This window comes from Arsenicicoccus dermatophilus (assembly GCF_022568795.1).
Lineage (GTDB): Bacteria > Actinomycetota > Actinomycetes > Actinomycetales > Dermatophilaceae > Arsenicicoccus > Arsenicicoccus dermatophilus.
On record NZ_JAKZHU010000001.1, the window covers coordinates 436457 to 462703 of the forward strand.

Below are 26247 nucleotides of genomic sequence, written 5' to 3' on the forward strand. Positions count from 1 at the left end.
GGACGGTTGCTGCGCGCGCGGCCGTCCGCGCCGTCGTCCCCAGGCAGGTCGGCACCCTGGTCCCGGTCGGCCGCCGCGCCTTTCATCGGTCCTATGACGATCTACGACCTCATCGACGACCGGCCCCTGACCGACCCGGAGCTGGTGCGCACGGTGCTGCGCGACACCATCCCCGGGCCGGGGGCGGGGCCGGAGCTGTGCTTCCTGCTGTGCGACCTCAACGGCCACCTGCTCACCCCGCTGATGCTCCAGCTCGACGAGATCCCCGTCGACCCGGTCACCCAGCGCACCGTCCTGGACGCCACCATCGGCGTCGGCGCAACCCACGTCTCGGCGGCCTGCTGCGTGGTCCGGCACGGCCCGATCCACGCCACCCCGACCGACCGGCTCTGGCAGGAGGCCGTCCAGCGCTACTGCCAGGAGCAGGGGATCCGCGACCTGGGCTTCTTCGTCATGGGCACCCGCGGCATCGACCAGCTGCAGCCGCTGCGCCTTGCCGCCTGAGCCTGCTCCTGCACGCTGCCGGGGTGTGGGGCTCCGGGTGCCGGGTGCCGGACCTCGGGGGGCCGCTCCTGCGGCCCGGCGACCGGGCGCCGGGCCGCAGGCCTGCTCGGCGGCCAGCAGCGTGCGGTGGCTCAGCCGCACCCCGGGACTGACCTGGCGCAGCGCCTCGGACAGCGCCTCGCGGACCTCCTCGGCGCGGGTCGCGCCGTCACCAGGCGCCACGTCCAGGACGTCGACGACGAAGACCGCGTCCCGGGTGTCCTCCGTCAGGCGGGTGCGAGAGCACTGCCGCCAGTTCCAACGGCGACAGGTGACACCGACGTCGTCGCGCCACACGACCTCGCCCGGCTCGGGATGCTCGACCACCTCGACCCCGGAGGCCGTCGTCGTGAAGTCCTCGCCCCCGCTGGCGCGCACGAGTCGCAGCGGCCCCTCGTAGGCCTGCAGGTCCTCGCCGCCGAGCGGCGTCTGCAGCCGCACCGAGACGGCGTTGTAGGCATCGGTCACGGCGTTGATCCGGGGCAGCCCGTCGCCGGCCCGACGGGCCAGGGCCTCGACGGAGGTCCGGGTGCGCTGCGGCTTGGCGCCGAAGGCCCGGAAGGCCTCGCGCCACCGCGCGATGTGCGGCAGCTCCTCGACCGGGACCGTCCAGGTGCGAGCCGCGGCCTCCGCCTCCTGCAGCAGCCGCTCGCTCGCCTCGTCGCCCTCCCGGGAGGTCAGCCCCTCGGCGACGAGCAGGACGCAGCGGTAGTCCGGGCGCAGCGCCCGGACCTGCTCGTCGATGGTCGCGCCGTCCAGCCATGCGTCGTAGGTGCCCATGAGCATCACTGTGGGGTATGCCGCTCGACGCTGCCCGGCCGGTTCGCGTCCGACTCGCCGGACCGGTGCTCAGTCGAGGTCGACGATGACGGGGGCGTGGTCGCTCGCGCCCTTGCCCTTGCGCTCCTCGCGGTCGATGGAGGCGCCGGTCACCCGGGCCGCCAGGGCGGGGGAGGCGAGGCAGAAGTCGATGCGCATGCCCTGCTTCTTGGGGAAGCGCAGCTGGGTGTAGTCCCAGTAGGTGTAGACCCCCGGGCCGGGTGCGTGGGGGCGCACCACGTCGGCGTAACCCGCCTCGACGACCCCGCGGAAGGCCGCCCGCTCGGGCTCGGAGACGTGGGTGGCGCCCTCGAAGACCGCCATGTCCCACACGTCGTCGTCCTGCGGGGCGACGTTCCAGTCGCCCATCAGCGCCACCTGGGCCTGCGGGTCCGCGGCGAGCCACTCGGCCCCGCGGTCGCGCAGCCGCGCCAGCCAGTCCAGCTTGTAGGCGTAGTGGCTGTGGCCGACCTCGCGCCCGTTGGGGACGTAGAGCGACCACACCCGCACGCCGTCGCAGGTCGCGGCCAGCGCGCGGGCCTCGGCGACGGCCTCCGGCTCGCCGTACGTCGGCATGCCCTCGAAGCCGACCTCCACGTCGCTCAGGCCCACCCGGGAGACGATGCCGACACCGTTCCACTGGTTGAGCCCGTGGACGGCGACCTCGTAGCCCGCCTGCTCGAAGGGCAGCGTCGGGAACTGCGCGTCCTTGCACTTGAGCTCCTGCAGGGCGAGCACGTCGACGTCGTGCCGCTCCAGGAAGGCGACGACCCGGTCGACCCGGGTCCGGATGCTGTTGACGTTCCACGTAGCGATGCGCACGCGCCCACCCTAGGTGTAACTCGGCAAGACGTTGTTGACGCTGGTTTTGAGGCGTGAGGCTGGGGGCTTGCCGCCAGCGGCTGTGTGGGGGCGATGGTAGTTGTAGTGGTTGACCCACCCGGCGATGCCGTTGCGACGTTGCTGCTCGCTGGTCCAGGGGCGGGCGTAAAGGACCTCGCTGCTCATCAGGCCTTGGTAGCGCTCGACCTTGCCGTTGTGCTTAGGCGTGTAGGGGCGGATCCGTTGATGGCGTGAGGCGAACGAGGCGGCGTGACGGGCGAAGTGCTTGGACGTGTAGGCGGGCCCGTTGTCGGTGACGATCCGCGTGTAGCGGGTGATGCCGTGGGCGCGGAAGAACACTCGGGCGCGGGACAGGAACGCGACCACGGTGGCGGCGGTCTCGTCGTCGTGGCACTCGGTGTAGGCCAGGCGGGAGAACCCGTCAACGGCGGAGTGGATGTACGTGTACCCGGCACGGGTGCCCTTCCTGCCGGTGGCGCGGGCGGCGCGGTCGGCTGCTTTGTCTTGCTCGCTGCCGCGTCCGTGGACCCGCCAGCCGCCACCGTCGGGGATGCGGGCGGCTTTCTTCACGTCGAGATGGATCATGTGTCCGGGGTAGCGGGCGGTGATCGTGCCGGGCGCGCGGAGGGGTTCGCCGTCGGCGTCGAGCCATGACAGGCGAGGCAGCCCGACTCGGTGCAGGATCCGGGAGACCGTGCACGCGGCGATCGTGACGCCCTCGGCGGCGAGGTCGGCGGCGATCCGCGTGGCCGAGCGCTTCTTCTTGCGCAGCTCGATGACCCGGTCCACGACGTTCTGAGGCGTCTGGGTGGGGCGCCGGTGGGGTGCGCTGGAGCGGTCGAGCAGTCCGGCCTGCCCGTACTCGCGGTAGCGGTTCACCCACCTCGACAGGCACTGGCGTGACACGCCTGCTTCCGCGGCGACGTGGGCGATGGGGCGGTGCTGACAACGCAGCACGAGCCGGTGACGACCCTCGGGTGTCAGGGGCGCGTTACGGTGGGGCACAGGGCAGGTCCTTCGAGATCGGCTATACGAGTTGCTTGGTCGCTACTCATGGTGCCGCCGACGGACCTGCCCGTCCTCAACCCCGGCCCCGCGTCAACAACCTCCTGCACCGCAACACCTAGGGGCCGGGTCCGACATACTGCCCGCATGGCAATCGCTCTCGTCACCGGCGCGTCCGCCGGCATCGGTCAGGCCTTCGCCCGCGAGCTCGCCTGCCGCGGTCACGACCTGGTGCTCGTCGCCCGCGCGCAGGATCGCCTCCAGGGCCTCGCCGACGAGCTGTGCGAGCTGCACGGCACGACCTGCGAGGTGCTCCCCGCTGACCTCACCGACCGTGCCGAGCTGCAGCGCGTCGCGGACCGGCTCGCCGACCAGGAGCGCCCCGTCGACCTGCTGGTCAACAACGCGGGCTACGGGATGAAGACCTCCTTCCTGAAGACGCCGATCGAGGCCGAGGAGCACCACCTGCTCCTGCACACCCGGGCCGTGCTCGTCCTCTCGCAGGCGGCGGCCGTGTCCATGGTGGCGCGCGGCCGCGGCGCGATCGTCAACGTCTCCTCGGTCGCGAGCTTCGTGGCCATGGGCACCTACTCCGCGGCCAAGGCGTGGACGACGACCTTTACCGAGGCGCTCGCGATGGAGCTGCGCGGCACCGGCGTCACCGCGACCGCCCTGTGCCCCGGCTTCACGCACACCGAGTTCCACGACCGGGCGCAGATGGACATGTCGCTGCTGCCGGAGGCGGCCTGGCTGGACGCCGACCGACTGGTGCAGGACTGCCTCGACGACGTCGCCCGCGGCCGGGTCGTCTCGGTCCCGGGGGCGCTCTACAAGGGCCTGGTCGGCTCCCTGCAGGTGCTGCCCCGCGGCCTGGTGCGCAGCGTGAGCATGCACCTGGCCACCCGTCGCCGCCGCCTGGGCTGACCTGGGACGCGGCTAGGCTCGAGCCCATGAACCCTGCCGACGCCCGCGCCCGCCTGCTCGAGATCATCAAGGACAAGGCCATCGTCCACGGCCGCGTCACCCTGTCCTCCGGCAAGGAGGCCGACTACTACGTCGACCTGCGCCGGATCACGCTGGACGGCGAGGCGGCCCCCCTGGTCGGCATCGTGCTGCGCGACCTCACCAAGGACCTGGCGTATGACGCCGTCGGCGGCCTGACGCTGGGAGCCGATCCCGTCGCCACCTCCATGCTGCACGCGTCGGCCGCCGCCGGGGATCGCCTCGACGCCTTCGTGGTGCGCAAGGCCGGCAAGGCCCACGGTCTGCAGCAGCGGATCGAGGGGCCTTCGATCACGGGTCGCCGGGTGCTCGTGGTCGAGGACACCACCACGACGGGTGGGTCGCCGCTGGAGGCGGTCGCCGCGTGCCGCGAGGAGGGCGCCGAGGTCGTCGCCGTCGCCACGATCGCCGACCGGACCACCGGTGCGGGGGAGCGGATCAAGGACGAGGCGGGGGTTCCCTACCTGCACGTCTACTCCCTCGACGAGCTCGGGCTGGCCTGACCGGGCCTGCGCCCGCGGCCACGCCGGCCGACGTCGCGCCGCCGACAGATCGGATCGGGTCGAGGCGCCGGGAACGTCCTGGCGCCTCGCGTCGTCCTACCGGTGATCGTCCTGGCCGTCCGGCTAGGCTGACCACGACCACGTCCAGCCCTGGAGGGGGAGCCCCGTGCTCATCGCCTTGATCGTCCTGCTCGTCATCGTCGCCGCGATCGGTTTCTGGCTCGTCAGCATGCACAACGGACTCATCGCCCTGCGCAACCGCACGCAGGAGTCCTGGCGTCAGATCGACGTCGAGCTCAAGCGGCGTCACGACCTGATCCCCAACCTCGTCGAGACCGTCAAGGGCTTCGCCGGTCACGAGCGCGGCACCCTCGACGAGGTCATGCGGGCCCGCGCCGCCGCCGTCCAGGCGGGTGGCACCCCGGCCCAGACCGCCGCCGCCGAGCAGGAGCTGACCGGTGCGCTCGGTCGCCTCATGGCGGTCACCGAGGCCTACCCGCAGCTGCAGGCCAACCAGAGCTTCCTGGCCCTGCAGTCCGAGCTGTCGTCCACGGAGGACCGCATCGCCTCGGCCCGTCGCTACTACAACGCGACCGTGCGCGAGCTCAACACCAAGGTCGAGTCCTTCCCCAGCAGCGCGATCGCCAAGCGGGCGGGCGTGCACCAGGAGCAGTACTTCGAGGCCGAGGCCGGTGCGCGCTCCACGCCGCAGGTCAACTTCGACACCAACTCCGCGCGCACCTACGAGACCGCTCCCGAGCCGACCATCGGTGGTCCGGTCCAGGGCGGTCAGCCGGTGCCCCCGGCCCAGCTGCCAGGCCAGGCCGGCACGGCCGAGGGCGCGCACGCCCCCGCGGGCGGGCTGCCCGCCGGCGCGTCCGACCTCGCCCAGGGCGGCGGTCGTCAGGGCGACATGCCCGACACCAACCCCCACCAGGAGGGCGGCGCCCTCGGCTGGGGCTCCGGCGGCCCGGAGACGCCCCGCGCGTGACCTGACCTCACTCGCATTTCAGCGGCCCCGCAGCTCCTCGTCGGAGCGCGGGGCCGCTGGGGCGTCCGGGGGGAGGGAACTCAGGTCGCGGCGCCGGCGCCGGCGGCGGCGACGTCGCGGGGCAGGTGCGGGGTGGGATCGCGAGGTAGCCGTCGTAGGCGAGACGGCGCCTTCCGGTATCTCGTCGAGCCGCCGGTGGAAGAGCACGGGGCTCCACCGGGCTCGCCCGCCCTTGTTGTGCATCCGCCAGCCCCGCTCGCGGTGGTGGTCGCCCGGCCGCTGCTCGGGTGTCCGTTGCGCATCTGGAAGCCCTGACCGATCGAGCCTCGCGTCACGGCTCGTCCGCCACGCCCTGGTCTGCACAGACAGACCGCGGGACGGTCCGCCACCCCCTGGTGACGGCCCGCCCCGCGGGGGAGGGGGGGTCAGCGGACGACGGACATCTTGTCCCAGGGCAGGGCCAGGAGGGCCCGGGACAGGTCGGTGCGGGACAGGCCCTCGGTGAGGGTCCGTGTCTGGTCCGGGTCGCTTGAGCGCACCAGCGCGATCCCACCCGGCATCTGTGCTGCCTCGGCGATGGCCTGCGCTCCGGGGAGGAGCATGAGAGGCCGCAGGTCAGCCTTGGGGTCCAGGTGCAGCGAGCCGCCGCCCGCGACGACCGCCAGGGTCCGCGGGGAGGTCTCCGGCCGGGACCGCAGGGTCGACACCACCAGGTCCAGGTCCAGGGCGAGCGGGGTCGCGGTGGCGCCGCCACCCCGCCTCGAGGTCTGGGTGGGGGTGCTCGTCGCGGTGGGAGTGCTCGCCCGGGACGAGGTGGAGGTCGGGCTCGGTGTGGGCGTGGCGCTCGGCGTCGGCGCCGCCACCGGGAAGGTCGGTGTGGGGACCGCGGTGGGGGAGGTCGTGGGGGTGGCGGTCGGGGTCACCATCACGGTCGGCGCGCCCGGAGCCGGGGTGACAGTCGCCGAGGTCGGGGCCGGGCCGATCGTGGTCGTGGCGGTGGGCTGCAGCGGCAGCGGCGAGGTGGGGACGGCCGTGGGCTCCGGCGGCAGGGCCCCGGGATCGGCGGGGTCGGGCACGGCGAGGGCCGAGGCGGGCGGAGCCGGCGGTGCAGGAGCGGCCGCCGGCGCCGTGAGGGCGGCCGTGGCCCGGGAGGCGTCCGGCGCGTCCGGCGTGGGCGCAGAGGCGGCAGGCGCCTGGGTCGGCGGGGTGGCGGTGGGAGCCCCCGGAGCGGGATCGAGGGGAGCGACCTCAGCGGTCGCCGTGGCGCGAGGCTCGGCCTCGGGCGGGATGCCGTCCGCGCCCATGCCCGCGCCCCCGGCCTCCGCAGCGTTCCGAACGCCGTCGGCAGATCCACCGTGCGCGCCCGCGGCCTCGGCGGACACGGCGGGCGGCAGGTCGTCGGGGCCCTGCGGGGCAGTCGGTCCGGTCGTCGCGGGGGCCGCGGCCACCGGGCCGTGGGCGAGCTCGAGGTGCACCGTCTCGTCGTGCGACGTGCTGCCCAGCTGTGTGGCGGCGATGGCGACGGCGACCAGGACCGGCGCGGCGACGGCGGCCTTGACCGGGGCGGGTGCGCCCGCGAGGCGTCCTAACGTGGTGGGCTCGACGGGGCCGGGCGCAGGGGTGGTGGGCTCGACGGGGCCGGGCTCCGGCGTGGTGGGCTCCGGGGTGACCGCCGCAGGGGTGGTGCTCACGCCCGCGGTAGCGGTCTCGGCGTCGGGAGCTGCCGGGACCTCGGGAGCTGCCGGGACCTCGGGGGCCGAGGCCGGCTCGTGCGGCCGGAGGGGTGCGTCAGACATGGGAAGCCTTCGTGTCAGAGGTGTACACCTCGGACATTAGGGACTTGCGGGACCGGACGTAACCCCTGGGGTCCCACACCTTCGGGTCAGGACCTTGCACCCCGTGGTCAGGGGTCTCACCTGCGACTTCTCATCGTACGAGACACCTGCACCCTGGGTCACGATTGCATCGTTGTGGCGGCAGTGTCGACGCGATGGGCTTAACCGCAGCAGCGCGGGTCACCGGCGGTGACGGCTCCCGCGGGTCACCGGGACCTCGTCGTCGAGGAGCCGGGCGCGCGACTGCCGACGACGGTGCATGAGCCACTCGAAGACCATGGGCAGCAGCGACAGGGCGACGATCAGCAGGATCGCGGCCTCGAGGTTGTCGTGGACGGCGGGGATCCCGCCCAGCAGGTAACCCGCGAGGGTGACCGAGCAGGCCCACAGCACCGCCCCGACCGCGGACCAGGTGAAGAACCGGCGGCGATCCATCTGGCCCACGCCCGCGACCACGGTGATGAAGGTCCGCACGATCGGCACGAAACGACCGATCACCAGGGCCTTGTTGCCGTACTTGTCGAAGAAGTCGATGGTCTGGTCGAAGTACTTCTTCTTGAGGACGCGGCCGTCGCGGTGGTAGAGCGAGCCGCCCAGCGCACGTCCGATCTCGTAGCCCACGACGTTGCCCCCGAAGGCCGCCGCGCTGAGCAGCACGAGCGCCAACGGCAGGCTCATGTGCACGTCGCCGCGCTTGATGAACATGCCGATGGCGAAGAGCAGCGAGTCGCCGGGCAGGATCGGGAAGAGCAACCCGCACTCGACGAACACGATGGCCATCGACACCCAGAAGAACGCGGTGCCGTAGTGGTCGAGGAGATACTGCGGGTCCATCCACTGCAGGGAGGACAGCGCGTGGGGGATCATCACGGGGGTCAGGGTACGCGGCGCACCGGGGATGCTGGTGACCCTGCCCCCGGGCGGGTCGTCGGGGTGGGTCCGTGGGTCGGCCCCTGGCCGACGCTGCCGACGGGGGATCCCGACCCGAGGTACGACCCTGAGCTGCTGCGGGACGGCGACCGGCGCAACGTCGCGGACCGTTTCCGCTACCTCACCCTGCAGGCCGTCGTGGCCGAGCTGGACAGCTCGCGCCACGACCTGCACGTCGCGGTGGAGAACTGGGAGCACGACCTCAACATCGGCTCCGTCGTGCGGACGGCCAACGCCTTCAACGTGGCGGCCTTCCACGTCGTCGGCCGGCGCCGCTGGAACCGCCGCGGCGCCATGGTCACCGATCGCTACCAGCACGAGGTCCACCACCCCGACGTCGACCATCTGGTGCGGTGGTGCGGGACGCAGTCTCCCGGCATACCGCTGATCGCCGTGGACAACGTGCCGGGATCGGTCCCGCTGGAGACCACGACCCTCCCGCGCCGGTGCCTGCTGGCCTTCGGGCAGGAGGGGCCGGGCCTGACCTCCGAGCTGCTCGCCGCCGCCGACGCCGTCGTCCACATCACCCAGTTCGGGTCCACCCGCTCGCTCAACGCGGGGGCTGCTGCCGCGATCGCGATGCACGCCTGGGTGCGGCAGCACGCCTTCGGCCAGGACCCGCCCCCGGGGTGAGCACGGGCGAGCGCCTCCGGTGCGCCGCCATCCGGACGCGCCGTCCGCCCGCTGGTCGGGGACCCGGGTGGCTCGCCTCCGCGCGCCCGGAGGTGCCAGGATGGACCCGAGCCGAGGTGCCGAGCCTCGGCGTGATGACGACCGATCGAAGGAGAAGTCACCCATGCCCATCGCAACCCCCGAGGTCTACCGCGACATGCTCGACCGCGCGAAGGCTGGCTCCTTCGCGTACCCGGCCATCAACGTCACGTCCTCGCAGACCGCGACGGCGGCCATCCGTGGTTTCGCCGAGGCCGGCAGCGACGGCATCATCCAGGTCTCCACCGGGGGCGCGGACTACCTCTCCGGCTCGACCGTCAAGAACATGGTGTCCGGCTCCCTGGCGCTGGCCGCCTACGCGACCGAGGTCGCCAAGAACTACGACGTCAACATCGCGCTGCACACCGACCACTGCCCCGAGGACAAGCTGGACGGCTTCGTCCGCCCGCTGCTGAAGGCCTCCGAGGAGCAGTTCAAGCAGACCGGCAAGCCGATCTTCCAGTCCCACATGTGGGACGGCTCCGCGGTGCCGCTGGACCGCAACCTGGAGATCGCCCAGGAGCTCCTGGAGATCTGCCACCGCCTCGACGTCATCCTCGAGGTCGAGATCGGTGTCGTCGGCGGCGAGGAGGACGGTGTCGCCAACGAGATCAACGACCAGCTCTACACGACCCCCGAGGACGCGCTGAAGACCGTCGAGGCCCTCGGCCTGGGCGAGAAGGGCCGCTACATGGCCGCCCTCACCTTCGGCAACGTGCACGGCGTCTACAAGCCGGGCAACGTCAAGCTGCGCCCTGAGATCCTCAAGCAGTGCCAGGACGCGATCGTCTCGAAGTACGGCTCGGACAAGGGCGACAAGCCGCTCGACCTGGTCTTCCACGGCGGCTCCGGCTCCCTGCCGCAGGAGATCTCCGACGCGGTCGACTACGGCGTGGTCAAGATGAACGTCGACACCGACACGCAGTACGCCTTCACCCGCCCGGTCGCCGCCTGGATGATGAAGAACTACGACGGCGTCCTCAAGATCGACGGCGAGGTCGGCAACAAGAAGCAGTACGACCCGCGCGCGTGGGGCAAGGAGGCCGAGGCGGCCATGGCCAAGCGCGTCGTGGAGGCCTGCGAGAACCTCCGCTCCGCCGGCACCCACAAGTGAGCCTGGTCTGACATGACCGAGCGCCCCAACCTGCTGGGGCCCGAGCCGACGCGGCTGCCGGAGGACCCGGCAGCCGCGTCGATCGCTGCGGGCCTGGAGCTCACGGCCGTCGCCGCGCTGCACCCCACCTCGTCCCTCGCCTGGGCCTCCCTCGCCGAGCAGGCGCTGCAGGACGGACAGGCCGTGCAGGCCTATGCCTACGCCCGCACCGGCTACCACCGTGGCCTGGACGCCCTGCGTCGCGCGGGCTGGCGCGGCCAGGGCGAGGTCCCCTGGGAGCACGAGCCCAACCGCGGCGTCCTGTGCGCCATCGCCGCGCTGGCCTATGCGGCCGACGCGATCGGCGAGGAGGACGAGCGGGACCGGTGCGCGCAGCTGCTGCGCGACTCCTCGATGACGGCCGCCCGGCAGATGCGGCTCGACCTCGCCTGATATGTGTCCGTATGCCGCAGCGGCCCTCTCCCGGTCTCACCGGGAGAGGGCCGCTGCGGCATACGGGGAAAGAGTCTGGACAGGGGTGGTGCCGGGGCATCCCCTGCCCCGGCACCGTGTTCCCCCGTGTGAGGCAGCGCCGCCATCAAGCGCTGTCCTCGCATCGCTGCTGACGGCAAACGTGTTGCTCAGGCACGTTGCGTGACGTTTCGCAGCGATGACTCAAGTATGTCCCACTCGCGGGCTTTCGGATGTCACGAACCGGCCATTGACACTAACCTGTCACGCATGCGACGACCTTGGCTCCACGGTCGGGCATCATGACGGCCTACCTGCGGTCGCTCGGCATCTCTTCCGGTGCGGAGCGGCTCTACCGACAGATCCTTCGGGGCGCCCCCGTCGGGATCCCGGAGCTTGCCGACCAGCTCGGGTGGGAGCTCGCCCCGCTGCGGCGCGCCGTGGTGCCGCTGCTCGACCTGGGTCTCGTCACCGAGACCGACGACGGGGTGCTCCTCACGGACGACCCCCGCGCCACCATCGGCCGGCTGCTCGAGGGGGAGTTCGGCGAGGTGCGCCGCCGCCAGGGTGACCTGGAGCGGACCCGCAACGCCCTCGCCCACTTCGCCGCCGACCACGACGCCTCCCGGAGCGGTGCCCGCCGCCCCACCTGGGAGGTGGTGCCCGCCGACCTGATGAACGGGGTGGTCCTGGAGTCGATCCGCTCCTCGACCGGCGCCATCCGCTCGTCGGCGATCACCGCCGACTGGAGCCCGGACGGCATCGATCAGGTGCTGGAGCAGTCGCGGGCCACGACCGCCTCGGGTCGGGAGATGCGCTCGCTCTATCCCATGACGGCGCTGTCCTCCCCGTCCGCGCGGATCTGGATGTCGCGGTTCGCCGCGGTGGGGGAGAAGCAGCGGCTGGTGCGGGACCCGCTGTCGGAGTTCGTGGTCTTCGGCCACGACCTGGTCATCGCCACCACGGAGTGGGCCAGCGTCCAGGCGGACTACGTCAAGGTGCGGGACCCGATGCTCGTGCAGACCTTCCTGAACCTGTTCGAGCTGGCCTGGGCGGCGGGGATGACGCCGCCCGACGAGTCCGCGGACGACGCCGACGATCGGCGGCTGCTCACGCTGCTGGCTGCGGGGCACAAGGACGAGGCCATCGCCCGGCACCTGGGGGTCTCGCTGCGGACGGTGCGGCGCCGCGTCGCCACGCTCATGGACGAGCTGGGCGTCTCCACCCGCTTCCAGCTGGGGATGGCGGTCGCGCGCCAGCCCCGACAGCGCTGACCCGGTAAGATCCGGGGGCACGGGCGACTGTCACGTGCACGCAGGCACGCGGGACGTGCTCAGCTCACCGGAAGGCAACACCTCTATGCCAGGCATCGTGCTCGTCGGGGCCCAGTGGGGCGACGAGGGCAAGGGCAAGGCCACCGACCTGCTCGGCCCCGAGATCGACTACGTGGTCAAGTTCAACGGCGGCAACAACGCAGGTCACACCGTCGTCATCGACGGGGAGAAGTACGCCCTGCACCTGCTTCCGTCCGGGATCCTGACCCCCGGGGTCACCCCGGTGATCGGCAACGGCGTGGTCGTGGACCTGGGCGTGCTGATGGAGGAGCTCGACGGGCTCGAGGCCCGCGGGATCGACACCTCCCGGCTGCGGGTCTCCGCCAACGCGCACGTGATCGCGTCCTACAACACGACGATGGACAAGGTCGGCGAGCGCTTCCTGGGCAAGCGCAAGATCGGGACCACCGGCCGCGGCATCGGCCCGACGTATGCCGACAAGATGAACCGCATCGGCATACGCGTGCAGGACCTCTTCGACGAGTCCATCCTGCGGCAGAAGGTCGAGGCCGCCCTGGTCTCCAAGAACCAGATGCTCACCAAGCTCTACAACCGCCGGGCCATCGAGCCCGAGGTCGTCGTGCAGGAGCTGCTGTCCTACGTCGAGCGGCTGCGCCCGATGGTCGCCGATACCTCCCTGGAGATCTCGCAGGCGCTCGACGCGGGCAAGGTCGTGCTGTGCGAGGCCGGCCAGGCCACCCTGCTCGACGTGGACCACGGCACCTACCCCTACGTCACCTCCTCCAACGCCACCTCCGGCGGGGCGTGCACCGGCGCGGGCATCCCGCCGACCCGCGTCGACCGGGTCATCGCCATCCTCAAGGCCTTCACGACCCGCGTCGGCGAGGGTCCCTTCCCGACCGAGCTGCACGACGAGGTCGGCGACCGGCTGCGCGAGATCGGGCACGAGTTCGGGACGACGACGGGTCGCCCGCGTCGCATCGGCTGGCTCGACGTCGTCGTCGGGCGCTACGCCACCCGCATCAACGGCGTCACCGACGTCGTGATCACCAAGCTCGACAACCTCGACACCTTCGCCGAGATCCCGGTGTGCGTGGCCTACGAGATCAACGGCGAGCGCGTGGACGAGATGCCGGTCTCCCAGAGCGACTTCCACCACGCGAAGCCGATCTACGAGACCCTCCCCGGCTGGCAGGAGGACATCACCGGCTGCCGCAGCTTCGAGGAGCTGCCCGAGAACGCCCGTCGCTACGTGGAGTTCGTGGAGCAGCAGGTCGGGGCGCGGGTCTCGGTCATCGGCGTGGGCCCGGGCCGCGACGAGGTCATCGTCCGGCACGACCTGCTCGGTCGCGACTGACCACCACGCCACCGCGCACGCCACCGCCCGCCCACCTGACCTCAGGTGGGCGGGCGGCTCGGCGTCGCGGTGGTGATCCGGTCAGCGGGGGTCGCGGATCCGCTCGTGGTGGTGGATGACCTCGTCGATCACAACCGCAGGAACTTCTCGCCGAACTCCGGGTCCAGCTGGGCGGACTCGGCAAGGGCGCGCAGGCGCGCGATCTGGCGCTCCTCGCGGGCGGGGTCGGCCGGGGGCAGCTCGGCGGTGGCCTTGTATTCGCCGACCTTCTGGGTGATCTTGAAGCGCTCGGCGAGCAGGTGGACCAGCGCGGCGTCGATGTTGTCGATGCTCTGGCGGTATGACGACAGCACCGGGTCCTCCGACGCCGTCAACGGGTTCGTGGGCTGGGTCATGCCCCCGAGTGTGGCCGGACCGATCGGTGGGGGACAGCCCCGTCTCACCTGGCGACGGCCGCCCTCACGCGGGACGGAGCACGGTCATCCGGTGGGCGGCGCGGGTCAGCGTGACGTAGAGCGTGCGGATCCCGCCGGCCGTCTCCCGCACGATCGCGTCCGGGTCGACGACGACCGTCGCGTCATACTCCAGTCCCTTGGTCGACAGCGGGTCGATGGCGACGACGCGGTCCCCGAGGGAGTCCAGCGCGGGCAGCAGGTCGGCGTGGGAGGGCGGGAGGATGACGGTGACCAGGCCCTCGACCTCGTCCAGCAGACGGCGGGCGGCGGTCGCCACCTCCTCGGTCAGGGCGGCCGCGGGCACCGTGCGGTCGACCGGATCGACGCCCGTCTCGCGCACCGCGACGGGGATGTCCGCGTCGGGCACGTGCTCGCGGATGACGCGGGCGGCGTACTCGAAGATCTCCGAGGCGTTGCGGTAGTTCGTGGTCATGTGGAAGCGCCGGGGCTCGACCTCGCGCCAGGCCTCGAGCCGGGCCTCGGCGGCCTCCTCGGGCACCGGCCAGGAGGCCTGGGCGGCGTCGCCCACCACCGTCCAGGAGGCGCGCCGTCCCCGGCGCCCCAGGGCCCGCCACTGCATGGGGGAGGCGTCCTGCGCCTCGTCGACCAGGATGTGCGCGTAGTCGTCGTGCTCACCGATGCGGCCGGCGAGCAGGCGCTCCCGGGCCGTCGACGGCGACACCTCGGCCCGCGGCTCGGGGGCCTGCAGCCGGTGGCCACCGACGATCACCTCGCTGACGCCGTACTGCTCGACGCCGTCGAGCTCCTCGATCTCGTAGAACCCGCGCTCCTCGGACGGCAGGTCGTCCACGATCCCGATCCGCGAGGAGACCTCGTCGACGAGGGCGACGTCGGCGATCGACCAGGTGCCGGTGGTGAGGGCGACCTCCAGGGAGCCGACCACCAGGGCCTGCTCCTGCGGTGACAGCAGGCCGCGGGCGTGCCGGGCGAGCACGTCCGGCTGGGCCAGCCACAGGACGACCTCGCGCGGGTCGAGCGGGCGCCACCAGCGCCGCAGGAAGGCCTCGACGTCCAGGTGGTCGTCGTACGCCTCGAAGAACTCGTCCCGGTCGGAGCCGGGTGCCTGCTGCAGGACCCGCTGCCACAGCGCCTGGCCGAGTGCCTCGACGGCGGCCTGCCAGGAGCCGTTGCGGCGGTGGCGACGCAGGACCGTGGCCCGCACCTGGTCCAGGGCCTTGGCGTCGAGCCGCAGCGGGTGACCGGCCACCATGACGCGCAGCTCGGTGGGGGCCTGTGGGTCCCGGCCGCGGCTGGCGCGGGCGAGGACGGTGCGCATCCGCAGCGAACCCTTGACCGCGGCGGCCCCCTGCTCGTCGACCCGGTCCGTGGAGATGCCGTCGACCAGGTCCCCGAGCGCCCGCAGCGACACCGAGTCCTCGCCGAGGGACGGCAGGACCCGCTCGATGTAGGCCGTGTAGGCGGCCGAGGGACCCACGACGAGCACGCCGCCGGACTCGAACCGTCGTCGGTCGGAGTACAGCAGGTAGGCCGCACGGTGCAGGGCCACCACGGTCTTGCCCGTGCCGGGCCCGCCGGTGATCTCGGTGACCCCGCGCGCCTCGGCGCGGATCGCCTCGTCCTGGTGCTGCTGGATGGTCGCGACGATGTCGCGCATCTGGGCCCCGCGCGAGCGGGTGAGCGCGGCCATCAGGGCGCCGTCCCCGACCACGACGATGTCGTCGGGGGCCACCGGCACCATCAGGTCGTCCTCGACGCCGAGCACCCGGTCGCCGCGGCAGCGCAGCACCCGGCGGCGCACGACGTCCATGGGGGCGGCGGGGGTGGCGCGATAGAAGGGCGCCGCCGCGGGGGCCCGCCAGTCGATGACCAGGGGCTCGTACTCCGCGTCGCGCACACCCAGACGGCCGACGTAGCGCACCTCGCGGCCCTGCCCGGGACCGGGCGGGTGCTCGATGTCCAGCCGGCCGAAGACGAGCCCCTCGTACTGGTTCTCCAGCGAGGCGCGACGTCGGGCCGCGTTGAACATCAAGGCATCTCGCTCGAACAGCGCCGACGCCTCCTCGTCCCGGACGTCGCCCACCCGATCGGTGCGCCCGCGGGACAGGCCCTCGGTCTCCAGGAGCCGGGCCCGCTGGGAGGCGCGGTCCAGCTCGGAGTAGACGCGGTCCACGTGCCCCTGCTCGACGGCGAGCTCGCCCCGGAGGGCCTCGTCGGCGGACGGTGCGGTGGGCTGGTGGAGGTCCGTCACGTGCGCTGTCACCTGCTGGCGGTCGAGGGTGGGTGGCCTGCGGGAGGGTGGGGCCCCGGGCAGGGAGCGACCCACTCTAGCCAAGCGGGTCGTCCCCGGCGCTGCGGCCCGACGGCCCGACGGCCCGACGACCGGGCACCGGCCCCGCCGGGGCGCTTAGGGTGGGCCCTGTGAAGGTACTCGTCGTCGGCACCGGTGCCCGTGAGCACGCCATCGTCCACGCCCTCGTCCAGGACCCCGGGGTGGAGTCCGTCACGGCGGCGCCCGGCAACCCCGGGATCGCCGAGATCGCCACCTGCGCGGATCTGCCCGGCGCCGTCACGGACGGGGCGGCCGTGGCCGACCTGGCCGAGCGGCTCGCCGTCGACCTGGTCGTGATCGGTCCCGAGGCGCCGCTCGTCGCGGGCGTCGCCGACGTGCTGCGGGAGCGGGGGATCGCGGTCTTCGGCCCGAGCGCCCGGGCGGCGCGGCTCGAGGGCTCCAAGGCCTTCGCCAAGGAGGTCATGGCGGCGGCGGGCGTCCCCACCGCGCAGGCCCGCACCTGCGCCACCGAGGCCGAGGTGGCCGAGGCGTTGGACGCCTTCGGTGCGCCCTACGTGGTGAAGGACGACGGGCTCGCCGCGGGCAAGGGGGTCGTCGTCACCGAGGACCGTGACGCCGCCCTGGCGCACGCGCGCGAGTGCCTGGCCAAGGACGAGGGTCGGGTCGTCGTCGAGGACTTCCTCGACGGCCCGGAGGCGTCGTTGTTCTGCGTCTGCGACGGCCGGACGGTCGTGCCGCTGGCCCTGGCGCAGGACTTCAAGCGCGTCAGCGACGGAGACACCGGTCCGAACACCGGTGGCATGGGGGCCTACTCGCCGCTGACCTGGGCCCCGGAGGGGCTGGTCGAGGACGTCGTGGCGCGGGTCGCCCGGCCGACGGTCGACGAGATGGCCCGGCGCGGCACCCCCTTCGTCGGTGTGCTGTACGTCGGGCTGGCACTCACCTCCCGCGGTCCGCGGGTCGTGGAGTTCAACGCTCGCTTCGGCGACCCGGAGACCCAGGTCGTGCTCGCCCGCCTCACCGACCCGCTGGGGACCCTGCTCCTCGCGGCCGCGACCGGACGCCTCGGCGAGCTGCCGCCCCTGACCTGGCGCCCGGAGCACGCGGTCACCGTGGTCGTCGCCTCGCAGGGCTACCCCGCGAGCCCGGTCACCGGGGGCCCGATCACCTGGCTGGAGGACCTCGACCGCGCCTACGTCCTGCACGCCGGGACCGCCCGGGACACCGACGGCCGGCTGGTGTCCGCGGGCGGCCGGGTGCTGTCCGTGGTCGCGCTGGGCGCCGACCTCGCCCAGGCCCGCGAGCGCGCCTATGCCGCGGTGGACCGCGTCGGGCTCCCGGGCTCCCACCACCGCACCGACATCGCCCTGGCCGCCCAGCGCGGCGAGATCACCTGCTGAGAAAGGCCCCTCGATGACCGCGCCCCTGCTGCCCGGCTACGCCCACGTCTACTCCGGCAAGGTCCGTGATCTCTACGCGCCGCTCGGGGACGACGGCGCGCCCCGCGAGGACCGGCTGCTGCTCGTGGCCAGCGACCGCATCTCGGCGTACGACTTCGTGCTCGAGACGCCGATCCCCGACAAGGGCGCGGTGCTCACCCAGCTCAGCCTGTGGTGGTTCGAGCAGCTCCAGGACCTGGTGCCCAACCACGTCGTCTCCACGGACGTGCCGGGTGAGGTCGCCGGGCGGGCCGTGCTCGTGGAGCGGCTCGACATGGTGCCGGTGGAGTGCATCGGCCGGGCCTACCTCACCGGGGGCGGGCTGGAGGAGTATCGCGCCGCCGGATCGGTGTGCGGCGTCGCGCTCCCCGAGGGGCTCACCGACGGCTCCGAGCTGCCGTCGCCGATCTTCACCCCCACCACCAAGGCCCCGGTGGGCGAGCACGACCAGCCCATGACCTATGCCGAGGTCGAGGCGCAGGTGGGGGCTCCCCTCGCGGCGCGCCTGCGGGACCTGACCACGCGGATCCTGGCCCGGGGCAACGACATCGCCCGCGAGCGCGGCATCCTGCTCGCCGACACCAAGGTGGAGTACGGCCTGCGGCCGGTCGAGGGCGGCGAGCCCGAGGTCGTCCTGGCCGACGAGGTGCTGACGCCGGACTCGAGCCGCTTCTGGCCTGCGGCGTCCTGGCGCCCGGGCAGCGCGCAGGAGTCGTACGACAAGCAGTACGTCCGCGACTGGCTGACCTCGGACCGGTCCGGCTGGGACCGCCGCTCGGGGGAGCAGCCGCCGGCGCTGCCCGCGGAGGTCATCGAGCGCACCCGCGCCAAGTACGTCGAGGCCTACGAGGCGCTCACGGGCCGGACCTTCTCCGCCTGAACGACTCGGTGCGGTGCGGCGGGTCCCGCCGACGGGACCCGCCGCACCGCACCGTGGCCATGGTCGCTGCTCGTGCTCCGGCCTGGGGGAAGGCGGGGGCGGAAGGTGGGCGCGGTTCTGGGAGTTGGACGCAATCTGTCACCTGAATCCATCTCCGATGCCACGCTGTGCCCCTGGCCGTTACCAGAATGGTGATGCGTCGTCCGTGCGGGTGTACGACTCGCGCTCGGATAACACTCTGTGCTGACTGCTGAGTAGGCTCAGGCACGCGCCCGGCCCGGGCCGTCCCTGCAGATGGCGGTCAACGCGCGTTGCCGGGAGCGTCACACCAGATCACGGGAGTCCCAACATGTCGGTGCAGTCCGCCGTCCAGCCCACGGGTGCCGAGCATCACTTCGGCGTCGACGAGCTGTTCTTCTCGACGACCGACCGCAAGGGTGTCATCGAGCAGGCCAACTCGACCTTCGTGCGGTTGTCGCACTACACGCACGAGGAGCTGGTCGGGTCTCCCCACAACATCGTCCGGCACCCCGACATGCCCGGCGGCGCCTTCAAGCTCGTCTGGGACGAGCTCCTGGCCGGACGACCGGCCTGCGCCTACGTGAACAACCTCGCCAAGGACGGCGGCAGCTACTGGGTCTTCGCGACCCTGCTGCCGCTCGGCGAGGGCTTCCTGTCGGTCCGGATGCGTCCGCTGGCCAAGGACTTCTGGGACGCCTCGCGCAACCTCTACCACTTCGCCAACCCGGCCGAGCGGCGGGCCCGCGAGGAGGGTGCCTCCCGCCACGACGCCGCCGTCAAGGGCGCCGAGACGCTGGCCCACGGGCTGTCCTCCCTCGGGATCCCCTCCTTCGAGGCCTTCACCCGGACCACCCTGCCCGCGGAGATGGCGCAGCACGCGCTCTACAGCGAGGGCCTGCCCCAGCGTCCGGAGGCCACCGGGCCCCTGGCGGACATCCTCGAGTGCATGCACGCCCTCGACGACGAGACCGCCCTGCTGGTCGACCAGCTCGACGAGTACGCCGCCGTGGCCGGTGAGCTCCGGGCCACCGCGGCCACCGCCACCCCCACCATCGAGCGCCTTGCCTCCGTGATGCGCTCGGCCCGGGAGGGTGCCGCCTCCGTCAGCGAGCAGGCACCGGAGCTGGTCACCCTCGCCGAGGAGATGGGTGAGCGGGCCGGCTCGGCCTCCGGCGAGCTCACCGAGCTCTCCCCGCGGCTCAGCTCCCTGGAGGACCAGGTCGGGCGGATGCGGCTGCGCATCGCCCTGCTGCGGCTGCACAACATCATGGTGGGCACCTTCGCCGCCGAGCTGATCGACGGCAACCGGCCCACCGAGGACATCAGGGACACCCGCGAGTCGATGCGGCTGCTGTGCGAGGCGCTCGGGGAGGGCGCCCAGGCCGTGGCGACCGACGTGCGGGAGGTGCGCGAGCAGATGGGCGTGGTGCCGGACCAGATCCGGGCTGCCGTGCGCGAGGTCGACCGCTTCCGTCGCCCGCTCTACAAGTGGCAGGACATGTGCGCCGAGAGCGGTGTCACCGACCAGATGGCCGAGGCCACCGCGTCCATGGAGGCCCAGACCCAGCAGGGCTTCAGCGAGCTCGAGCAGCTCTCGTCGCTCGCGGCGCGCCTGCGGCTGCTGGACATCCCCTTCGACGAGCAGGCGATCCGCGGAGACATCGACGCGATCCGCGCGGACCTGGCCCAGGGCTGACGGCTTCTCGGCATACCGCCGGCACGCGGGGGCTCACCCCGCCAGGACGATGCGACCCGCCCCGGATATCCTCGGGGCATGGGTCGCATCGTCGTCAACGCCATGCCCACCGCCGAGAGCCCCGAGGGGCGCGCCCGCGCCGTTGACCAGGGCTTCGCGGAGTTCACCCGGGTGCGGGAGGGCAAGCGCCTGCTGCTGAGCGTGGAGGGCCCGGTCACCGAGGCGCACCTGGCCCGGGCCCGTGAGCTCGGCGCCCGGCTCGTGGGGGAGGGCTACGAGGTCACCGGGGTCCACGGCGAGGGCTCCACCGTCGTGGTCGGGTCGATGGACGAGTGGGACGAGGTCTACGCCGAGGGCATCGGCGCCATCGCACCCATCCCGACCGGCGCCGGCGAGCACGTCGGGCGCCGGCACGGCCACGCGGACGTCGCCCTGGACCAGCGGGTCGAGGGCTTCGGCACCGGCGTCTACACGGGCGAGGACGACTGACCGGGCTCCGGTAGCCTGAGAGCGCTCCCACGCGCCTTTCTCAGGAGAAGCCATGACCTCGCACGACCTCGTGCTCACCGTCGTCGAGGGTGGTCGGGCCCTCTCCGACTTCCGTGCCGCCGCCCTGCTCACCCGGGTGCAGGCCGCCGTTCCCCAGGTGTCGGGGCTGGAGACCCGCTTCGTGCACTGGGTGGCGAGCGAGAGCGAGCTGACCGCGGCGCAGCGGCAGACCCTGGAGCAGCTGCTGACGTATGGCGACCCGGTGGTCCCGGGCCCCGGCGACGGCACCCTGGTGGTCGTCGCACCTCGGCTGGGCACGGTGTCGCCCTGGGCCTCCAAGGCCACCGACATCGCCCACTCCTGCGGGTTGGACGTGCACCGCGTGGAGCGGGTCCTCGAGGTGCGGCTGCGGGCCCCCGAGGAGCTGTCGGCCCAGGACTGGGTGCGTGCCGCGGCGGTGCTGCACGACCGGATGACCGAGACGGTGATGGCCTCCCGCGACGAGGTGACCGGGCTGTTCGCCGAGCGCGAGGCCGAGCCGATGGAGCACGTCGACGTGCTCGCCCGCGGCGCCGAGGCGCTGCGCGAGGCCGACGCACGCTTCGGGCTGGCCCTGTCCGACGACGAGATCGACTACCTCGTCGACGCGTTCACCGGGCTGCGGCGCAATCCCACCGACGTCGAGCTGATGATGTTCGCGCAGGCCAACTCCGAGCACTGCCGCCACAAGATCTTCAACGCCGACTTCGTCATCGACGGCGAGCCGCAGACCCGGTCGATGTTCGCGATGATCCGACGCACCGAGGAGGTCAACGGCCAGGGCACGATCGTGGCCTACAAGGACAACGCCTCGATCATGGCGGGCGGGCGGCGCACCCGCTGGCTGCCGGGCGAGCACGACCTCCCCTCGGCCTACGGCCCGGTCGAGGAGGACGTGCACGTCCTGATGAAGGTCGAGACCCACAACCACCCGACGGCGATCTCGCCGTTCCCCGGGGCGGCGACGGGCGCGGGCGGCGAGATCCGCGACGAGGGGGCGACCGGTCGCGGGTCGGCGCCCAAGGCCGGGCTGAGCGGCTTTGCGGTGAGCAACTTGCGGCTGCCCGGCACCCAGGAGCCCTGGGAGCGCGAGGATCTCGGGGCGCCGGAGCACCTGGCCAGCCCGCTGCAGATCATGGTCGAGGGACCGATCGGGGCGGCGGCGTTCAACAACGAGTTCGGGCGGCCGGCGCTGGGCGGCTTCTTCCGGGTCTACGAGCAGACCGTCGACGGGGTGCGGCGCGGCTACCACAAGCCGATCATGAGCGCCGGGGGCCTGGGCACGATCTCGGCCTCGCAGACCGAGAAGGTGCGGTTCCCGGCCGGCACCCTGCTCGTCCAGCTGGGCGGTCCGGGCATGCGGATCGGCATGGGCGGCGGCGCGGCATCCTCGCTGGCCGCCGGGGCCAACGCCGCCGAGCTGGACTTCGACTCGGTGCAGCGCGGCAACCCCGAGATCGAGCGTCGCGCGCAGGAGGTCATCACCCACTGCTGGGCGCTCGGCGAGGGCAACCCGATCCTGGCGATCCACGACGTGGGGGCGGGCGGTCTGTCCAACGCCTTCCCCGAGCTGGTGGACGACGCCGGCCTGGGCGCGCGCTTCGACCTCGCGGCGGTGCCGCTGGAGGAGAGCGGCCTGGCGCCCAAGGAGATCTGGTGCAACGAGTCGCAGGAGCGCTACGTGCTCGCGATCGCGCCGGAGTCGCTGCCCCTGCTCACCGCGCTCGCGGACCGGGAGCGGTGCCCCTGCGCCGTGGTCGGCGTCGCCACCGACGAGGGCCGCCTGGTGCTCTCGGACGACCGGGTGGGCGAGCCGCTCGCGCAGGACCCGGCCGACCGGCCGATCGACCTGCCGATGGAGGTGCTGCTCGGCAAGCCGCCGCGGATGACCCGCGACGTGACGCGCGTGGCCCGTCAGGGCGACCCGCTCGACGTCGAGGCGCTGGACGTGCGAGAGGCGGCGTATGCCGTGCTGCGCCACCCCACGGTCGCGTCCAAGCGCTTCCTCGTCACCATCGGCGACCGCACCGTCGGCGGTCTCACCCACCGCGACCAGATGGTGGGGCCCTGGCAGGTGCCGGTGGCCGACGTGGCCGTGACCCTGGGCGACCTCGTGGGTCTCGCCGGCGAGGCGATGGCCTCCGGCGAGCGGATGCCGCTGGCCGCCGTCGACGCCCCCGCGTCCGGGCGGATGGCGGTGGCGGAGGCGATCACCAACCTGCTGGCCGCCCCCGTCTCCCTGCCCGGGGTCAAGCTCTCCTGCAACTGGATGGCCGCCTGCGGCGAGGAGGGCGAGGACGCCGCGCTCTACGACACCGTCGCGGCCGTCGCCCTGGAGCTGTGCCCGGCCCTCGGGATCGGCGTGCCCGTCGGCAAGGACTCGCTGTCGATGCGCACCCGGTGGACCGGTCCGGCCGGCGAGGCCCGGCAGGTCACCTCGCCGGTGTCCCTCGTCGTCACCGCCTTCGCCTCGACGGAGGACGTGCGCGGCACCCTCACCCCGCAGCTGCGACCCGACTCGGCCCTGGTGCTCGTCGACCTCGGCGCCGGCCGCGACCGGCTCGGCGGCTCCATGCTGGCCCAGGTCAGCGGCGCCTTCGGCGAGACCGTGCCGGACCTCGACGACCCGGCGCGGCTCGTCGCGCTGGCCGCCGCCCTCGACGAGCTGCGGGCCGCGGGTCTGGTCACCAGCTATCACGACCGCTCCGACGGCGGGCTGTGGGCCACGGCCTGCGAGATGGCCTTCGCCGGGGCCGTCGGCCTGGAGCTCGAGGTGCCCTCCGTGCCGGCGCTGTTCGCCGAGGAGCTGGGTGTCGTGCTCGGCTGCGCCGTCGACGACGCCGGGCGCGTCCTGGAGATCCTGCACGCCCACGGGCTCGGCGAGCTGTCCCGCGTCGCCGGTCGCACGACCGACGACGCCCAGGTCCGCGTCCTGCAGACCCCGGACCGCCGCCCCCTGCTCGACGAGCCGCTGCGCGACCTGGCCCAGGCCTGGGACGAGGTGTCCTGGCGCATCTGCCGGCTGCGGGACAACCCCGACTGCGCGGACGAGGAGCACGCCACGGTGGGAGCCGCCCCGTCCCCGCTGTCGGTGACGCTGACCTTCGACCCGGCGCAGGACGTCGCGGCGCCATACCTCTCGCGAGGGGCACGGCCCAAGGTCGCCGTCCTGCGCGAGCAGGGCGTCAACTCCCACGTGGAGACGGCCTTCGCCTTCGACCGGGCGGGCTTCGAGGCGCACGACGTGCACATGACCGACCTGCAGAGCGGGCGGGCGCACCTGGGTGACTTCGCGGGCTTCGTGGCCTGCGGAGGCTTCTCGTACGGCGACACCCTCGGCGCCGGTGCCGGGTGGGCCCGGTCGGTGATCTTCGACCCGCGACTGGAGACGCAGTTCCGCGAGTTCTTCGAGCGGGCAGATACCTTCGGGCTCGGGATCTGCAACGGCTGCCAGATGTTCGGCGAGCTCGCGCCGATGATCCCGGGCGCCGAGGCCTGGCCGCGGTGGACGCGCAACCGCTCCGAGCAGTTCGAGGCGCGGCTGTCCCAGGTCGAGGTGGTGGAGTCGCCGTCGATCTTCTTCGGCGGTATGGCGGGCTCGCGCCTGCCCATCGCCGTCGCCCACGGGGAGGGTCGCGCCGACTTCTCGCGGCAGGGCTCGCTCGCCGACGTGACCCGGGCCATGCGGTTCGTCGACCACGCGGGGGCGCCGGCGATGGGCTACCCGGCCAATCCCAACGGGTCCCCCGACGGACTGACCGCGGTCACCACGGCGGACGGTCGGTTCACCGCGATGATGCCGCACCCCGAGCGGGTGCAGCGCAACGTGCAGCTGTCGTGGACCGACGGTCCGGTCGAGCAGGAGAGCCCCTGGCTGCGGATGTTCCGCAACGCCCGCGCCGTCGTCGGCTGAGCGGCGAGCTGGTCCGGACGCCGGCGGCCGACGACGTCGGTCGGCGTGCCACGAGTCGGGGCCCGCCCTCCTCGGTGGGCCGCGGCTCGTGGGCGGTGATGGTCCAGCCGTCGGTGCCCTCGCCGGCCACCTAGAGGCGCGGACGCGTGCCCAGCCGGTCCTGGAGGAAACCGGTGATCTCGGCCATGGCCTGGGGTGCGCCGCGGCAGACCCCGGGGAAGGACAGGTAGCCGTGCGGCATCCCGACGTAGGTCGTCTCCCGCACGGGGACACCAGCCTGGCGCAGCAGCGCGGCGTAGCGCAGGCCGTCGTCGCGCAGCGGGTCGTGCTCGGCCACCTGCACCAGCGCCGGGGGCAGGCCCCGGTGGTCGGCGGCGCGGGCTGGCGAGGCGTAGGGATGGGTGCGGTCCTGCTCGCGCGGGACGTAGAGGTCGCGGTAGACCAGTGCCTCGCGCTGGTCGAGGATCGGGGCGTGGGCGTCGTCGACCATGGACCGGGTCTCGGAGTCCAGGTCGGTCGAGGGGTAGACCAGCACCTGCGCGGCGATCGCCGGCCCGGAGCGGTCACGGGCCATGAGGGTGAGCACGGCGGCAAGGTTGCCCCCGGCGCTGTCGCCGATCACGGCGAGCCGGGTCGGGTCGGCGCCCCACTCGGCGGCGCGGGTGACCGCGGCGAGCAGCGCGGCGTAGCAGTCCTCGGCGGCGACGGGCCAGCGGTGCGTGGGGGCGAGGCGGTAGTCGACCGATATCACGACCGCGCCGACACCGGTGGCGACCGAGCTGCCGATCCAGTCGTAGCCGTCCAGGTCGCCGGCCACCCACCCGCCGCCGTGGACGAGCAGCACCAGGGGCAGGGTGCCGTCGCGGTCAGGGCGGTAGACCCGCACAGGCACCTGATGGTCACCGGCCGGTATGGCGATGTCGGTCACCGTCACCGCGGGCAGCAGGCCGCCGAAGAGGCGGTCCGTCAGCGGGTGGTGACCCGGGCCGAGCCCCTGTCGGGCGATGACCTGCTCAGGCGTGGACCGGCTGACCGACACGGTCCGCAGCGCCGCCCCGAGCAACCGGACCCGCAGGTCCAGCCGGGTCATTCGGTGGGCGTCGGCGCGTCGGCGGTGCCCGTGGCGTCGGCCGCGGCGGGGAGCACCCGCTCGATGTCGGTGCGCAGCTCCCCGGGCGCCGTGGTGGGGGCGTAGCGCTCGACGACGCGGCCCTGCGGGTCCACGAGGAACTTGGTGAAGTTCCACTTCACGGCGTCGCCGAGCAGGCCGCCGCGCTCGGAGCGCAGCCAGCGCCACAGCGGGTGGGCGTCCTTGCCGTTGACGTCGACCTTGGCGAACATCGGGAAGGTCACCCCGTAGTTGCGGGTGCAGAACTCACCGATCTCGTCGGCGTCGCCGGGCTCCTGGTGGGCGAACTGGTCGCACGGGAAGCCGAGGACGACCAGGCCGCGGTCGGCGTAGGCGTCGTAGAGCTCCTGCAGGCCCTGGTACTGCGGGGTGAGCCCGCACCTGCTGGCCGTGTTGACGACCAGGACGGCCTGGCCGGCGTAGTCGCCGAGGTCGCGGTCCTCACCGGTCAGGGTGGTGGCGTGGAAGTCGTGCAGCGTGGTCATCTCGGGTCCTCCCGGGGTGGTGGCTGTGGTG

22 protein-coding genes and 1 pseudogene are annotated in these 26247 nt (G+C 72.9%); 14 read left to right on the forward strand and 9 right to left on the reverse strand.

Annotated elements, in window-relative coordinates; translation table 11 throughout:
* Positions 1 to 93 precede the first annotated feature (93 nt).
* Positions 94 to 504, forward strand: a complete 411-nt coding sequence (locus tag MM438_RS02090) for a hypothetical protein (RefSeq protein WP_241453515.1) — start codon at positions 94 to 96, stop codon at positions 502 to 504.
* 282 nt (positions 505 to 786) lie between these two features.
* Here MM438_RS02090 and MM438_RS02095 read toward each other — a convergent pair.
* The 3 genes and pseudogenes from MM438_RS02095 to MM438_RS02105 form a co-directional block, all read right to left on the reverse strand.
* Positions 787 to 1329 (reverse strand): annotated as a pseudogene (locus MM438_RS02095) (B3/B4 domain-containing protein); the annotation flags it as partial.
* A gap of 63 nt (positions 1330 to 1392) precedes the next feature.
* Positions 1393 to 2184, reverse strand: coding sequence for an exodeoxyribonuclease III (locus MM438_RS02100; RefSeq protein WP_241450136.1), 792 nt, complete (start codon positions 2182 to 2184; stop codon positions 1393 to 1395).
* Between the two features lie 9 nt (positions 2185 to 2193).
* Positions 2194 to 3210, reverse strand: coding sequence for an IS481 family transposase (locus MM438_RS02105; protein ID WP_241450137.1), 1017 nt, complete (start codon positions 3208 to 3210; stop codon positions 2194 to 2196).
* A gap of 147 nt (positions 3211 to 3357) precedes the next feature.
* On the opposite strand from MM438_RS02105, the gene MM438_RS02110 reads away from it, so the two are divergent.
* From MM438_RS02110 to MM438_RS02120, 3 genes are all read left to right on the forward strand, one after another.
* Complete coding sequence (locus MM438_RS02110) at positions 3358 to 4134, forward strand: SDR family NAD(P)-dependent oxidoreductase (RefSeq protein WP_241450138.1); 777 nt, start codon at positions 3358 to 3360, stop codon at positions 4132 to 4134.
* A gap of 26 nt (positions 4135 to 4160) precedes the next feature.
* A complete protein-coding gene (gene pyrE / locus MM438_RS02115; RefSeq protein WP_241450139.1) occupies positions 4161 to 4715 on the forward strand; it encodes an orotate phosphoribosyltransferase in 555 nt (184 codons plus the stop codon).
* A 166-nt stretch (positions 4716 to 4881) separates the two neighbouring features.
* Complete coding sequence (locus tag MM438_RS02120) at positions 4882 to 5706, forward strand: LemA family protein (protein ID WP_241450140.1); 825 nt, start codon at positions 4882 to 4884, stop codon at positions 5704 to 5706.
* Positions 5707 to 6131: 425 nt separating this feature from the next.
* Here the strand turns inward: MM438_RS02120 and MM438_RS02125 are convergent, their stop codons facing one another.
* Together MM438_RS02125 and MM438_RS02130 are read right to left on the reverse strand one after the other, a co-directional pair.
* On the reverse strand, positions 6132 to 7502 hold the full coding sequence (locus MM438_RS02125; RefSeq protein ID WP_241450141.1) for a hypothetical protein: 1371 nt from the start codon (positions 7500 to 7502) through the stop codon (positions 6132 to 6134).
* Between the two features lie 219 nt (positions 7503 to 7721).
* Positions 7722 to 8408: a DedA family protein gene (locus MM438_RS02130; RefSeq protein WP_241453238.1), complete on the reverse strand. Its 687-nt coding sequence runs from the start codon at positions 8406 to 8408 to the stop codon at positions 7722 to 7724.
* A gap of 66 nt (positions 8409 to 8474) precedes the next feature.
* Here MM438_RS02130 and MM438_RS02135 point away from each other — a divergent pair, with 66 nt between their 5' ends.
* From MM438_RS02135 to MM438_RS02155, 5 genes are all read left to right on the forward strand, one after another.
* On the forward strand, positions 8475 to 9104 hold the full coding sequence (locus tag MM438_RS02135; RefSeq protein ID WP_241450142.1) for a TrmH family RNA methyltransferase: 630 nt from the start codon (positions 8475 to 8477) through the stop codon (positions 9102 to 9104).
* A 163-nt stretch (positions 9105 to 9267) separates the two neighbouring features.
* Positions 9268 to 10296, forward strand: coding sequence for a class II fructose-bisphosphate aldolase (gene fbaA / locus MM438_RS02140; RefSeq protein ID WP_241450143.1), 1029 nt, complete (start codon positions 9268 to 9270; stop codon positions 10294 to 10296).
* 12 nt (positions 10297 to 10308) lie between these two features.
* On the forward strand, positions 10309 to 10728 hold the full coding sequence (locus tag MM438_RS02145; RefSeq protein ID WP_241450144.1) for a DUF3151 domain-containing protein: 420 nt from the start codon (positions 10309 to 10311) through the stop codon (positions 10726 to 10728).
* A 320-nt stretch (positions 10729 to 11048) separates the two neighbouring features.
* On the forward strand, positions 11049 to 12020 hold the full coding sequence (locus MM438_RS02150; RefSeq protein WP_241450145.1) for a helix-turn-helix transcriptional regulator: 972 nt from the start codon (positions 11049 to 11051) through the stop codon (positions 12018 to 12020).
* A gap of 85 nt (positions 12021 to 12105) precedes the next feature.
* The gene (locus MM438_RS02155; protein WP_241450146.1) at positions 12106 to 13398 is read left to right on the forward strand and encodes an adenylosuccinate synthase; all 1293 of its coding nucleotides are present in this window, start codon (positions 12106 to 12108) and stop codon (positions 13396 to 13398) included.
* 128 nt (positions 13399 to 13526) lie between these two features.
* On the opposite strand, the gene MM438_RS02160 is transcribed toward MM438_RS02155, so the two are convergent.
* The gene (locus tag MM438_RS02160) at positions 13527 to 13793 is read right to left on the reverse strand and encodes a chorismate mutase (protein WP_338155492.1); all 267 of its coding nucleotides are present in this window, start codon (positions 13791 to 13793) and stop codon (positions 13527 to 13529) included.
* 64 nt (positions 13794 to 13857) lie between these two features.
* Entirely contained in the window at positions 13858 to 16083 is a 2226-nt protein-coding gene (locus MM438_RS02165; RefSeq protein WP_241450147.1) for a HelD family protein, read from the reverse strand.
* Positions 16084 to 16253: 170 nt separating this feature from the next.
* On the opposite strand from MM438_RS02165, the gene purD reads away from it, so the two are divergent.
* From purD to purL, 5 genes are all read left to right on the forward strand, one after another.
* A complete protein-coding gene (gene purD, locus MM438_RS02170; protein WP_241450148.1) occupies positions 16254 to 17525 on the forward strand; it encodes a phosphoribosylamine--glycine ligase in 1272 nt (423 codons plus the stop codon).
* 13 nt (positions 17526 to 17538) lie between these two features.
* A complete protein-coding gene (locus MM438_RS02175) occupies positions 17539 to 18444 on the forward strand; it encodes a phosphoribosylaminoimidazolesuccinocarboxamide synthase (protein WP_241450149.1) in 906 nt (301 codons plus the stop codon).
* A 349-nt stretch (positions 18445 to 18793) separates the two neighbouring features.
* A complete protein-coding gene (locus MM438_RS02180) occupies positions 18794 to 20161 on the forward strand; it encodes a PAS domain-containing protein (RefSeq protein WP_241450150.1) in 1368 nt (455 codons plus the stop codon).
* Positions 20162 to 20239: 78 nt separating this feature from the next.
* Complete coding sequence (locus MM438_RS02185; protein WP_241450151.1) at positions 20240 to 20650, forward strand: hypothetical protein; 411 nt, start codon at positions 20240 to 20242, stop codon at positions 20648 to 20650.
* A 52-nt stretch (positions 20651 to 20702) separates the two neighbouring features.
* A complete protein-coding gene (purL, locus tag MM438_RS02190) occupies positions 20703 to 24602 on the forward strand; it encodes a phosphoribosylformylglycinamidine synthase (protein WP_241450152.1) in 3900 nt (1299 codons plus the stop codon).
* Between the two features lie 130 nt (positions 24603 to 24732).
* Here the strand turns inward: purL and MM438_RS02195 are convergent, their stop codons facing one another.
* Positions 24733 to 25692 carry an alpha/beta hydrolase gene (locus tag MM438_RS02195; protein WP_241450153.1) on the reverse strand — a complete coding sequence of 320 codons (960 nt, stop codon included), beginning with the start codon at positions 25690 to 25692 and terminating at the stop codon, positions 24733 to 24735.
* On the reverse strand, positions 25689 to 26216 hold the full coding sequence (locus MM438_RS02200) for a glutathione peroxidase (protein ID WP_241450154.1): 528 nt from the start codon (positions 26214 to 26216) through the stop codon (positions 25689 to 25691). The genes MM438_RS02195 and MM438_RS02200 overlap by 4 nt, the downstream gene beginning before the upstream one ends.
* Between the last annotated feature and the right edge of the window lie 31 nt (positions 26217 to 26247).